Annotated in this window: 10 protein-coding genes; 2 read left to right on the plus strand and 8 right to left on the minus strand. The window is 57.4% G+C overall.

The window, feature by feature from the left end:
* Positions 1-89 precede the first annotated feature (89 nt).
* On the plus strand, positions 90-1,445 hold the full coding sequence (gene chlP, locus DXY10_RS01460) for a geranylgeranyl reductase (RefSeq protein ID WP_115015244.1): 1,356 nt from the start codon (positions 90-92) through the stop codon (positions 1,443-1,445).
* Here the strand turns inward: chlP and DXY10_RS01465 are convergent.
* Entirely contained in the window at positions 1,442-1,702 is a 261-nt protein-coding gene (locus DXY10_RS01465; RefSeq protein WP_115015246.1) for a hypothetical protein, read from the minus strand. The genes chlP and DXY10_RS01465 overlap by 4 nt on opposite strands.
* A gap of 55 nt (positions 1,703-1,757) precedes the next feature.
* Positions 1,758-3,917: a glycine--tRNA ligase subunit beta gene (gene glyS / locus DXY10_RS01470; RefSeq protein ID WP_115015249.1), complete on the minus strand. Its 2,160-nt coding sequence runs from the start codon at positions 3,915-3,917 to the stop codon at positions 1,758-1,760.
* Between the two features lie 139 nt (positions 3,918-4,056).
* Between glyS and DXY10_RS01475 the strand changes: the two genes are divergently transcribed.
* Entirely contained in the window at positions 4,057-5,778 is a 1,722-nt protein-coding gene (locus tag DXY10_RS01475; RefSeq protein ID WP_115015397.1) for an NADPH-dependent assimilatory sulfite reductase hemoprotein subunit, read from the plus strand.
* On the opposite strand, the gene DXY10_RS01480 is transcribed toward DXY10_RS01475, so the two are convergent.
* From DXY10_RS01480 to DXY10_RS01505, 6 genes are all read right to left on the minus strand, one after another.
* Entirely contained in the window at positions 5,748-6,353 is a 606-nt protein-coding gene (locus DXY10_RS01480; protein WP_371411107.1) for a M15 family metallopeptidase, read from the minus strand. The two genes, DXY10_RS01475 and DXY10_RS01480, sit on opposite strands and share 31 nt — an antisense overlap.
* Positions 6,354-6,874: 521 nt before the next feature.
* On the minus strand, positions 6,875-9,424 hold the full coding sequence (recG, locus tag DXY10_RS01485; RefSeq protein ID WP_115015252.1) for an ATP-dependent DNA helicase RecG: 2,550 nt from the start codon (positions 9,422-9,424) through the stop codon (positions 6,875-6,877).
* Positions 9,373-10,491: a hypothetical protein gene (locus DXY10_RS01490; RefSeq protein ID WP_244281868.1), complete on the minus strand. Its 1,119-nt coding sequence runs from the start codon at positions 10,489-10,491 to the stop codon at positions 9,373-9,375. Before DXY10_RS01490 ends, recG begins: the two co-directional genes overlap by 52 nt.
* A gap of 149 nt (positions 10,492-10,640) precedes the next feature.
* Complete coding sequence (tsf, locus tag DXY10_RS01495) at positions 10,641-11,297, minus strand: translation elongation factor Ts (RefSeq protein ID WP_115015256.1); 657 nt, start codon at positions 11,295-11,297, stop codon at positions 10,641-10,643.
* Between the two features lie 83 nt (positions 11,298-11,380).
* Positions 11,381-12,100 carry a 30S ribosomal protein S2 gene (gene rpsB / locus DXY10_RS01500; RefSeq protein ID WP_115015258.1) on the minus strand — a complete coding sequence of 240 codons (720 nt, stop codon included), beginning with the start codon at positions 12,098-12,100 and terminating at the stop codon, positions 11,381-11,383.
* Between the two features lie 112 nt (positions 12,101-12,212).
* The gene (locus DXY10_RS01505) at positions 12,213-13,145 is read right to left on the minus strand and encodes a glycosyltransferase family 2 protein (RefSeq protein ID WP_115015259.1); all 933 of its coding nucleotides are present in this window, start codon (positions 13,143-13,145) and stop codon (positions 12,213-12,215) included.
* Positions 13,146-13,183 lie beyond the last annotated feature (38 nt).

Genomic DNA, 13,183 nt, shown 5'->3' on the forward strand with positions numbered 1-13,183 from the left:
GATCGTAAGGGGGGGCGCCAGGGGGCCACCACAGAGTGAGGGTCAGCGGTGGTAGCTTCGAATTAATAATCCAGCGGAGTAGGGCTGAGATGCTGCGAGTTGCCATCGTCGGGGGTGGTCCGAGTGGATCCTGTGCCGCCGAAATTCTTGCCAAGGCCGGCATTCAGACCTGGTTGTTCGAGCGCAAGCTGGACAATGCCAAACCTTGTGGTGGAGCAATCCCTCTTTGCATGGTCGAAGAATTCGACCTGCCTGACGAGATCATCGACCGCAAGGTGCGGAACATGAAGATGATCTCTCCCTCCAACCGGGAGGTGGATATCAAACTTGATCCTCTGGGCTACGACGACAACGCCTATATCGGCATGTGTCGCCGTGAAGTGTTTGATGCCTTCATGCGCAACCGCGCTGCGGACCTGGGCACCACCCTGGTGAATGGCCTGGTGCAAAAAATCGATACTGGTAACAACCGTCAAGGTCCCTACACCCTGCATTACGCCGACTACAGCGGGGGTGGTCCAACTGGGGAGCAAAAATCTCTGGACGTTGACTTGATCATTGGTGCTGACGGAGCCAACTCCCGCGTGGCCAAGGCCATGGACGCCGGCGACTACAACGTCGCGATCGCTTTCCAAGAACGCATCAAGCTCCCCGCAGAGGAGATGACTTATTACGAGGACTTAGCAGAGATGTATGTGGGCACTGATGTGTCCCCAGATTTCTATGCCTGGGTCTTCCCCAAGTACGACCACGTGGCTGTCGGAACCGGCACCATGCAGCAGAACCAATCGCTGATTAAGGGGCTACAGAGAGGCATTCGTGAGCGTGCCAGCAAGCGTCTGTTCAAGGGCGAAGTGATCAAGGTGGAAGCTCACCCCATTCCAGAACATCCCCGACCCCGTCGTGTGGTCGGTCGCATGGCCCTGGTAGGTGATGCTGCTGGTTATGTCACCAAGAGCTCAGGAGAGGGGATCTACTTCGCAGCGAAAAGCGGACGGATGGCCGCTGAAGCCATTGTGGAAATCTCCAACAGTGGACAGCGCATCCCTACCGAAAAGGAGATCAAGTCGACCTACCTCAAGCGTTGGGACAAAAAATACGGTGCCACCTATGCAGTGCTCGACATTCTGCAGCGCATCTTCTATCGCAACGACGCTGCTCGCGAAGCCTTCGTCGAAATGTGCGATGACCTCGATGTGCAGAAGCTCACCTTCGATAGTTATCTCTACAAACGCGTGGTGATGATGAACCCTTGGCAGCAGATCAAGCTGACTCTTCGAACCTTAGGCAGTCTCGTACGCGGTGAAGCACTGGCCCCGTCTGAATACGGTCCCGTTCCATCCGCAGTAGGACGTTCTGACGGTGATTTCCTTGCCGAGGAAGCGGCCCAAGCGATCAGGACCCAATCCAAAGGCAAGGAAACTGAAACGGCAGGAGTGAACTAGTTGCGTCCTTCCAGGGCTTGACCGGCGACCCCCTTCACCCGTTCCAGGCCCTGTTGAATCTGCTCTGGCGTTACTCCTGGTTTGACCTGCTCGGGACGATTCTTGAGGGTATTGACTGCATAGATGGCAGCACCGGCCAGGATTAAGGCAGCGAGAACCACACCAACTCCGTTGCCTCCCTGGCGGATCACAACCGGTTGTGTCACCACTGAGGAGGGTTCCCCGGCAGAGCGTTCAGAGGGATCCGACGATGCCATAGGCAAGACCATGTTCTGTTCATGGCTTAGCCCGAGCTTCTACGACTGCCAAGCGTCAGCTTTGAATCAGATCGAAACGGGCCAGCACAGAAGCCTGATTACGCAGCACTCCAAGAAGATTGAGTCGATTGCGACGCAAGTCCAGGTCATCAGACATCACCATCACACTGTCTGGACCATCAAAGAAGGCCTCCAATACTGGCGTGGCCTCCACAAGCGCGTCGGCAAGGGCCTGATAAGCACCCTCAAGAGCCAAGGGCTCTAAGCGGGTGACCACAGCATGCATGGCTGTTTCGCTGGGAGAGGCAAAGCGACTGACATCCACAACATCCCCGGCTGCCAGCACAGAACTCGCAAGGTCCCCCTTCTCAGCAAGGCGTGCAGCACGTTGAACCACGGCCTGGAGCGCCCCGAGACGGTTCTCTTGGCGCAGACGGCTGAGCAAGCCAAGACGATCCAAGACATCAAGAGGGTCGCCCAGCAAGCGTTGGCTGCTGAGACCATCACCGGCCACCGCCTGGACCAGATCGGGCGCTTGACCATCGTCTTCAAGCTGGGACTGAATGCGCTGCCTTAACAGCAGTACCAGGTCATCCGCGAGAGCTTGCGCCTTCACCTTGAAAGCTGGGAAAAGCTGTTGCCAGGCTTCAGCAGCCTCAGAGACAAGCCTAAACAGATCAAGCCGCCAACCCCTCTCCCAGAGAATCTGAAGCAGGCCATTGCCCGCACGTCGCAAGGCATAAGGATCGGAGGAACCACTGGGACGTTCGCCCTTGGCAAAGATGCTGAGCAGCAATTCCAAGCGTTCTGCCAGAGCAACGACAGCACCGGCATCGCTCTGAGGCAGCACATCCCCAGCGCCACGGGGCAAATAGTGCTCAAACACAGCTTGAGCAACCTCACGGCTTTCCCCTTCCTCAAGCAGATACTTTGCGCCCATCAGGCCTTGAAGCTCAGGAAATTCGCCCACCATCTGACTGACCAGATCGTGTTTGCAGAGGTGAGCTGCGCGTTTTGCCGCTTCAGCCGTGCCCATCGGTAACTCCAGGGCCTGAAGAAGGGTGTCGGTGAGCTGCTCAATCCGTTCCGTGCGATCCAGAAGGCTGCCCAACCCGGCAGCGAAGGTCACCCTGGACAGAGACGCACGACGATCGCCACTACTTTGCTTGCGATCGACATTGAGGAAAAATTCCGCATCCGCCAAGCGGGCGCTCAAGACCCGTTCATTGCCACGGCAGATCTGAGCATCCGCGGCAGCAAGACCATTGCCGACCAGTAAAAATTCAGGCAGAAGAACATCACGAGACCCCAACTTCAAGGGATCTGCTGGAACCTGCGAACGGCGCAGGGGGACATAACGCTGATGCGACTGCATCACCGTCACGATCACCTCGGGGGGCAGATCAAGAAAACGATCCGCGATTTCACCCTGAAGGATGCGTGGATCTTCCACCAGATCCACCAACTCTTGAAAGAGATCATCTGGGCAGTCCAGCTCCCCCTTCAAGGCAGCGGCACGATCGTCAAGCCGGCTGCGGATCAGCGCAGATCTTGTCTTGCGATCGGCCTGAACACCAGCGGCAGCGAGGGCCTTGAGATAGTCATCGGCCTCGGAAAGTTCAACGCTGCCTGGATGCAAACGGTGAGAACGGGATGTTCGACCGCTGTGGATGACAGGCTCACTGGCAGCAAGGGTGACTGGCACCACCTCGGTACCGAGCAAAGCCACCAACCAGCGCACTGGACGACTGAAGCGTTGATCCCCATCGCCCCAACGCATAAAACGCCGCCCTTGCAAGCCATCGATCCAGGCAGGAATCCGCTCCGCCAAGATCTGGAGCGACGCCTGGCCTTCGATCAACACCGTCGCAAAGACGCAGTCGCCCTTTGGGGTGGGACGGACCTCTAGGGAGGTGGGTTCAACGCCACAGCGTTTCGCAAATCCAATCGCGGCAGGACCTGGCTGACCATCCACAAAAGCCTGTGCAACGGGGGGACCCTTCCGTTCTTCGCGCAGATCCTCCTGAACTTCGGCCAACGAATCGACCAAAACGACAAGGCGTCTTGGGGTGCTGGTGACCTGCACCTCACCATGCACCAGTCTCAACGCGTCAAGATCACGCTGAACCCTCTCCCGAAGCTGGGGCAGAGCCAAACGGGCAAAGTCAGCAGGCAGTTCTTCAGTACCGATTTCGAGCAGGAAGGTTGAGGCCACACCAGTCGGCTCGACAAGCCAATGACTTTATTGGAAGCCGCTTCGCTAGCTTCGAGATACCGCGATCAGTGCGCCAGTGAGTCAGCCCAGCGTCGACGCCACCAAGAGTTCTCAGGGCGCAGGCAGCGGCAAGCTCGACATGGAAGGAATTCCACTACCGAAGGCAGAGCAACGAAAGCGAGACAGCCTCTTCCTCAAAGAACCTCTGTTAACAGAGCTGGGCAACGACCGTCCCAATTTCAGCGAAGACGCTCTTCAGATTCTCAAGTTCCACGGCAGTTATCAGCAGGACGACAGGGACAAACGCGAGAAAGGCAAGGACAAGCAATGGCAGATGATGCTGCGCCTGCGCAGTCCGGGTGGACGCATCCCCACCGCACTGTTTTTGGCCATGAACGATCTGGCCGATCGCCTTGGCGACGGAACGCTTCGTGCCACAACCCGTCAGGCCTTCCAGATGCACGGAGTGCCCAAAGCCGACCTCAAGGAGGTGATTGGCACGATTGTTCGAAACCTTGGTTCCACGCTTGCTGCCTGTGGAGATATCAACCGCAATGTGATGGCACCGGCGGCCCCTTTTGACAAAGGCGGGTACCCGGCAGCAAGACAGCTCGCCGATGAGATCGCTGATCTGCTGAGTCCAGAATCCGCCGAAGGCTCGTATTTGGATCTCTGGGTCGATGGAGACCTGAGCTATCGAATCAAAGCTGGCCGAAAGGTGAATGCGGTGCGAAAGCGCCAGTTTGAGGGAGCGGTGTTCTCAGGCGATCAGCAAGAACCTCTGTATGGAGACACCTATCTGCCACGCAAATTCAAGGTGGCGGTCACCGTGCCTGGAGACAATTCTGTCGATCTTCTGACCCAGGACATCGGCCTGGTGGTCTTCACAGACAGCAACGGTGGTCTCCGCGGATGCAACGTGTATGTGGGGGGCGGCATGGGCCGAACCCACAACAAGGAAGAGACATTCGCTCGGATCGCTGAACCGCTTGGCTATGTGGCCGCGGATCAGGTATTGGATTTGGTGCAAAGCATCCTGGCCCTTCAGCGCGACCATGGCGATCGCAGGCTGAGGCGTCATGCCCGCATGAAGTATCTGCTCCATGACAGAGGCATCCAGTGGTTCCGTCAGGAATTAATGCGGGCCTACTTCAGCGGAGACCTGAAACCTTTGCGCAGCGAGCCCAAGCCAAAACTGAATGATTACCTGGGCTGGCATCGCCATCGGGCCGGCATGTGGTTTGTAGGCATTCCGCTGCTCTGCGGTCGGCTGGAAGGTGCTTTCAAGCAAGGGCTGAGCAAGATCGTCGAGACCTATCAACTGGAAATCCGTCTCACTCCCAATCAAGATTTACTGCTCTGCAACATCGGAACCCCACAAAGGGCTTCCATCCGCACTGCCCTGGAAGGACTCGGCATTAACACCCCTGACATGCCAGCACCGCTAGCCAGACACGCCATCGCCTGCCCGGCCCTACCGACGTGCGGTCTCGCCATCACCGAATCAGAACGGACCCTCCCTTCTGTGCTGGAGCGACTTGACAGCCAACTCCAACGCTTGGAGATCGACAAACCGGTGTTGATCCGGATGACTGGCTGCCCGAATGGCTGCGCCCGCCCTTACATGGCAGAACTGGCGCTCGTGGGAAGCGGCGTCAACCAATACCAGCTTTGGTTAGGCGGCAGTGCCAACTTGCAACGCCTCGCCAAGCCCTATATCCAGAAGCTACCTCTGGATCAGTTGGAGACCGCAATTGAACCTCTGTTGTTGAGCTGGAAGGAAGCAGGTGGACGCCGCACCCTCGGAGACCATGTGCAAAAACTGGGTGATCAGGCAGTGTCCGCGCTGCTCAATGCTTGATCACAGCGACCGTAGATGGCCTGCTGCGCCCCCGAACGCCATGCCCAGAGCTGATCGCCAAAACTGAAATGCCACCACTCATTGGGATGGCGAACAAACCCCTGCTCGCTAAGCACACGATCGAGCAGACAACGTCGTTGATGGACACCAACGGCGAATGCGTTCCGACCAGCCAAAGCCGCTGCGGCGTAGTGATCCGGCTCGGAAACGGGGCCAATCGCATCGATCTCACCACCCATTGCGAGCAGATCACCATCACGTGCCGCCAGCGTCAGATCAACAGCAGCTCCCGTGCTGTGCGGCGGCGGCGTGGTTGCGTCAAGGCTCGGGGGTGCCCAGAAACGACCAACGGCACGCCGCACCTCGGCAATCGCTCGATCGATGTCCGCATCGGATCCAGCGGTTTTGAGGTTGATGCCCAAGCGAGCACACTCTTCAGCCACGGCATGGTCAACCATGAAGGCCTGCACTGAGACAGGACGCCATGCATCGAAGATGACAAAGCGGAGCTCCTGGTCATGGGTTTGAAGCTGCTGCTCGGCCGCGATCAAACGCTTCACCACTCCCGTCCGCAGAACAAAAGGATCGGCTCCCGGTCCGTAGGGCGCGCCTAAGCGCTAGTAAGGGTGTGGCTGGAGGCATAACAGCCCTGGGCGTAACCGCTGCAGCGGCTCGCCGCAGTCGTCGATTGGACGATCGCTCCAGGGACGCAGCACCGGACCACTTCAACACCGTTCAAGGCTGACAGAAGCAGACAGCAGGAAGCCGTTTCCACAAGCGGTCACAATTTTTCCCCAGGATGGGTCTCATTTCACACGCCGCGAACAGGTTGTGACGCTGGAGACACCTCGTTAGCGAGGCGCGTGACAACAAACCATAAAGACAATATTTAGCTTTTGGGGCGAAGGGCCGGCCTTCCCGCCAAGATCCTTGCACCAGAATGGAAGTCGGCCATTCAATCTCAATGGCAACAGCAGCCGTAGCGCCAGAGAAAAACAAGCCAAAAACCGACATTTGTCAGCGACACCTCAAAAAAGTAGCAAAAAAGGAATAGTGAGACTCAATCGAGACTCAAGCCTGTGGAAATAAACGAGCATTAATTCAATTGACCTGAAGCGGTCATCCGAAGACGTTGATTTTCCAGCAACTGGCGCAGAACGGGGTGACGATTGAGACCAGGATCCAGATCAATCAACCTGCTGGCCTCCTGGCGTGCCTCCTCCAGAACAGCGCCATCATCGGCAAGACTTGCTAGAGCCAAATCAGGCAAACCGGACTGGCGGGTCCCGAGCACTTGACCAGGTCCCCGAAGGCGTAAATCCATTTCTGCAATCTCAAAGCCGTCGGTGGAATGAACAAGAACATCGAGACGTTGGCGCGCCAGAGCGTTGCGGCTGTCATTTACTAGTAGACAGTGAGAAGCAGCTGCTCCACGACCAACACGACCACGAAGCTGGTGCAACTGGGCCAGGCCGAAGCGATCGGCATGATCAATCACCATCACGCTGGCCTCAGGAACATCCACACCCACCTCAACGACGGTCGTAGAAACAAGAACCTGACAATCTCCACACGAAAACGACTGAATCACAGCCTGCTTGTCTGCACTGCTGAGGCGTCCATGTAGCAACCCAACCGAAAGATCGGGAAAGACCTCTTCTGCAAGTTGGCGATGCACATCGACGGCGGAACGTAAATCCAATTTCTCCGACTCTTCGACCAGGGGCAGCACCACATATGCACGCTGACCGGCCTCAACCTCCTTTCGGATCAACTCGTGGGCATCGTGACGCTCTGATCCGGCAATTTGACGGGTTTGGATCGGTGTCCGTCCTGGTGGCAACTCATCAATTTGGCTCACATCCAGATCGCCATGCAGGGAGAGGGCAAGGGTGCGAGGAATTGGTGTCGCCGTCATCGTCAAAAGGTGAGGTTGTAATCCCTTACTGAGAAGACGATTGCGCTGGCGAACACCGAAACGATGCTGCTCATCCACCACCACCAGACCCAGGCGCGAGAAGTCAACAGGGTCTTCGATCAACGCGTGGGTACCAACCAAAATGCGCAGTGTTCCATTGGCCAGATCAGTGAGCATGCGCCTGCGGTTCGGTCTTGAAGTCGAACCAGTCAGCAACTCCACGCTGACGTGAAGCGGCGTCAACCATTGGCAGAGACTGCGATAGTGCTGCTCCGCCAGCACTTCAGTGGGCGCCATCAGAGCTCCCTGCCAACCGGCATCGACGGCATTGAGGAGGGAGGCCACCGCCACCACGGTTTTACCGCTGCCCACATCCCCCTGGACCAAGCGTGCCATCGGTTCGCTCTTGCGTAAGTCGCTCTCGATCTCCGCCAAGACACGCTGCTGCGCAGCTGTTAGCTGAAAGGGCAACAAGTCGAGGAAGCGACCAACAAGACCGTCTCTCTGGCCAATGCCCTCAAGGCTCGGAGCCTGGCGCTGACGTAAGTCGGCGCGGCGCTGCATCAGACCCAGCTGCAGCAAAAGAAATTCGTCAAACACAAGTCTTCGCCTTGCCTGCTGAAGACGTTCACGATCCACAGGCCGATGAATCCCTTGCAGGGCCTCAGGACGAGCGATCAGATTCAGGACTGCACGTCGATCAGGACTGAGGGGTTCGGGCCAATGCTCAGCCACAGGAAGCACAAGCTCCACCAGACCACGCAATCGATCGGCTGTGAGCCCTTCAGTGAGGGCATAAACCGGAAGCAATCGGCCAATCTGACGTGATCGCAACGGAGAGTGAGCAGTCTCCATCACCTCGATCAAAGGATCCTGGAAGCTGATCCCATAAGCGCCGGTCTTGACCAGACCGCTAATCGCCACTGTGGCTCCAACGGGATATTGTCGGCTCTGAGCATGCAACGCCGCTGGGTTGCTGAACCGTTTGCCAGCGAGGAATCGGGTTACCTTCAACCGACCGGTGGGATCCTGCACTTGCAGCTCCAGGATCGAGAGATTGGGGTTACGCGGACTCGTGAATCCGTGACAGCGGCGCACCGTGGCCACGATCGTTGCTGTTTGCCCGGCCTCAAGGGCGTCGATGCGGCGCATCGCCGAATAGTCGACGTAATCCCTCGGGAAATACAGGAGTAAATCCCTGACCAGCAGCAGTCCTAGGGATGCCAAGCGTTCCGCCAGCTTTGGTCCAATGCCCTTGACAGCAGACAACGGCAAGTCGGGAGAAAGTGTGGCTGTTGCTGTCCGATTGGGTTGGTGGTTGTCGGCTTGATCCTTCACCCTCAATCGAGGCGGTGCCATCGGTTGCGACGGTTCCATCCGCTGGCGGAATTGATGAAGCCATTGCCGCGTGGAGGTCACCAGTCGGCGGCGAGCCGATTCAGACAGCGACGGGTAACTGCGATAAGAAGCCGCCAAGGAGGTCAAGCGAGCGCTGCTATCCGCAGGGAACGGGAGCGGTGGTGGTGTCGCGAGCTGACGGGTCAGAAACTGGTGAAATCGTTCCTGACGTCCCTGCAGGTCAATGAAGCCGCGATCAGCCTCCAACGTCAGTGATGTTTGAAGAGGATGCAGCCAGGCCTGCAGACGATTGAGGTCTGCTGCTGAGCACGTCGGAGTCAGCTCTTGGGAGGATGGGTTGGAGGGCTGGTTGGAGGGCTGGGCCACCACTGATGCTGCACGTGTTGGGTCTGAGCACGCCGCTGCCAGTGGCGTTGCTGTCGAACCATTGTGAGCAGGCTCTGCTTCCGTTGTCGGAGCCTGCTGCGACAACGACGCAATGGCACTAGGTCGAATTCCAGTTCAGACGGGCGCAGAAGAACACAGCAGAGATCGATCAACTGGTCACCGGAGCCGGTCATCGGCAAAGGGACCCTCAGCCGGAGGAGATTGGAGGCAGTGGACAGGGTCTCGACCTGGCCAGCATGCACGGCGTCCAGCAGGCTGATGGGCAAGAGGCTGGTGGTGAGCCCTGCTCGCAACAGCTCAACATTGATCGCGTGAGAGAGGTTGCGCAGACGACGCACAACAGCCAGATCAAGGCCGTCGAGCCAGCGCATCAGCTCCAAGGGCATCGTGGGCATGAAATCGGAACTGAGCTGATCGGAATCCGAACCAGCTGCTTCCTCATTGCTCGGATCAGACAGGGATGAATCCTCGGAAGCGTCCATGGCCTGGCCGGCCATCAGAAAAAGCGAGCGCAACACATCAAGATCACTGCTGGCCTGGTCTCCAACGCCACGATCACCATCCTCGTCCTGGTCTGTGGTTGGCGGAGGGTCTTCGAAACTCAGATCCAGCTCTGATTCAAGCGCCACATCCTCGTCAGAGGGTGTGAGCGAAGCCTCCTCCTTCTGCTCTCCATTCACAGGAGGCAAGAGACCATCGAGAAGGGCGGGTTGATCAACCGGCGGAGCAAGGCTGAGCTGAACCGATCCGGACATCCCATCATCAGAGAAACTGTCAGGAGCGGGACCTTGTTGGTCCGTCTGATGCGTCTGGTCCGAAGACCGCTGCAAGCTCTCCATCATGGATTGTTGAGCCTGACGTCTTCGCGTCCGCTTCTCCCGATTGAGCTCCTTAGCAAGTAATTGGAGTTGTTCAATCGTGAGCAAGGAACTACAGCGTTGGATGAGCTCGTCGATCCGCTGCTGGAGAGAGTGGCGAGAGAGATCGGAAAGCTGATTCAAGCGAGCGTGATCAAGGCTGCAGAGGAGATGCCCAAGGGCGCGATGCACCGCTGAGGGCAAGCGCTCACGCAAGAGTCTTAGATAATCAGATTGATCCGCATAAAAAGCTGGTGCCGTATCACGACACCAGCTCTGAAGACGAGCAAGCTGCTCGTCAGGGTTATATGGCAAAGCGCTTTCCTGGTCGGACGCCAAGATCAGCCTTTGGTCATGGATGCCACTTCAGTGGCGAAATCGACTTGTTCAATCTCGATCCCTTCACCCAGGGTGTAACGGGTGAAACGGCGCACCTGGACGTTTTCGCCGATCTTTCCAGCCACTTGCTTCACCAGTTCGGCCAAGGAGAGTGAGCTATCGCGGATAAAAGGCTGATCCAACAAAGCCATTTCCTTCAGTCGCTTGCCGATCCGACCCTCAACAATTCTGGCCTTCATCTGATCTGGCTTGCCCTCAAGGTCATCACGACCCATTTCGATCGACTTCTCACGGTCGACAATTTCTTGAGGGATGTCGTCGGTGCTGACGTACTCAACACTTGGGCAGGCTGCAATCTGCATGGAGACATCACGCAGAAGACCCTGGAACAGATCGCCACGTGCAACGAAATCCGTTTCACAGTTGATCTCCACAAGAACTCCGACGCGCGCACCGGTGTGGATGTAGCTGCCGATGGCCCCTTCAGCAGCAGCACGGCTCGACTTCTTCTCGGCGCTGGCAATGCCCTTCTGACGAAGCCACTCAACCGCTTTGGTCATATCGCCCTCGGTTTCCCCCAGGGCTTTTTTGCAATCCATCATTCCTGCGCCAGTCTTATCGCGCAGATCCTTGACAAGCTTGGCGGATACGGCGGCCATCGGTAGAGGGGGAAAATAGGAACAAGAAGAGCCGCCTTCCCACAAATGAGGGAGGGCGGCGTGAACAAAAAGGCAGGTGAAACTTAGCCCTGGCCGTCGTCGCCACCGCGCTGATCATTGGCGCCATGGCGACCTTCGTTGATCGCGTCAGCCAAACGGCTCAACACCAACTGAACGGAGCGCACGGCATCGTCGTTGCAGGGGATCGGAACCTCACAGAGATCAGGATCACAATTGGTATCCAGCATCGACACCAAAGGAATGTCGAGCTTGCGTGCCTCCAAAACTGCATTGGTCTCGCGACGTTGGTCCACAAGGATCACAACATCGGGAAGACGACGCATGTTCTTGAGGCCTCCCAGATATTTCTGAAGCCGCTCCAGTTCACGGCGCAGAACGGCGGCTTCCTTTTTGGGGCGCATGGCGATCGCCCCACTGGACTCCATCCGTTCCAGATCCTTAAGGCGATCAATCCGGGCCTTCATCGTGGTCCAGTTGGTGAGCATGCCGCCCAGCCAACGTTGGTTCACATAGGAACCACCACAACGGGCCGCCTCAAGAGCAACCACTTCCGAGGCTTGCTTCTTGGTGCCAACAAAAAGGAAGCGTTTGCCACTGCGAGCGGCAGAGCGGACCCACTTGTAGGCATTGTTCATGCAGACAGCGGTCTGCACGAGATCGATGATGTGAACCCCATTGCGCGCGCAATAGATGTAGCGCGACATCTTCGGGTTCCAGCGACGAGTCTGGTGCCCAAAGTGGGCGCCAGCCTCCATCATCTCGGCGAGAGTGACAACAGCCATGGTGTTTAAGGTTTCGGGTTCGCCTCCACCTGTCAGGGATGGTCAAGGACCAGCACCCGAAACAGACAGGTGTGCGGTGTGAAAGAACTCAATGAATTTATCAAAAGACCGGTCAGCGCAGCCCGATAGCCTTCGCTTCACGGAACATCGCACGAACACCGATACGATTCAGGGGAAGGCGCAGCACTTCCATTGCCACGGCTGCATGGCCATGGCTAATCAGCCATTTCAGCAAAGGACGCAACGACCGTTCGTTGAGCAATCCGCCGAGGGTCAATAGCTCCCAAAGGATCAGGTGGAGCCAAGTGAACTGAATGATGAAACGAACCCTGCGGGTCGGATGTTTGCGAAAGAACACCAACCCCATCTTGGCCCGTTCCTGCTCGACCCTGATCAGATCTGGAAGCTGAGCAAGGCTGAGGGCTGGATGCCAGTGGTAGCCAACCGCTTCCGGGCACTTGACCAACTCCACCCCCATCTGACGCAGCCGTTCACCCAATTCGAGGTCTTCCCAGCCATAAAGGCGAAAGCCAGTGTCAAAAAGGCCTGATCGCTGCAACACCGTGCGATCAATGGCCACATTGCCCGTGGCGAAATAGGCCCAAGACAAATCTCGCAGTTTGTGGCGTTCCGTTGTCGGCTGATCGAAATTGGCCGTGTTGATCACAGCTCCGTAGGTAAAACAGAGCCGATTGCCGCTCTGATGCCAGTAGCGCTGAAGACCGCGGGCATGACTGGATAGGAACTGCGATGTGACCACTAGGTCACTGTCGATGAAAACGATCACATCACCGCGCGCATGGTCAACGCCACGGTTGCGCCCTTCTGCAGGTCCGCCATGGGCCTGTTCCACCAGCCGTACATGGGGGAAGCGCTCAGCCTGTTCCCTTAAACGAGAAGGGGTGCCGTCGGTCGAACCATCGTCAACGAGGACGACCTCATAATCGTCGATCTCACCGGAAGGACTCTGAGCTTCCAGAGCGACCAAACACTTCTCAAGGATCGGCCAGCGGTTGTAAGTGGGGATGACAACGCTGATAAACATCCGCGTACAACCGGAGCGAGTGAAGGTCCAGCCTAAGG

Source organism: Synechococcus sp. UW140 (genome assembly GCF_900474295.1).
Classification (GTDB): domain Bacteria; phylum Cyanobacteriota; class Cyanobacteriia; order PCC-6307; family Cyanobiaceae; genus Synechococcus_C.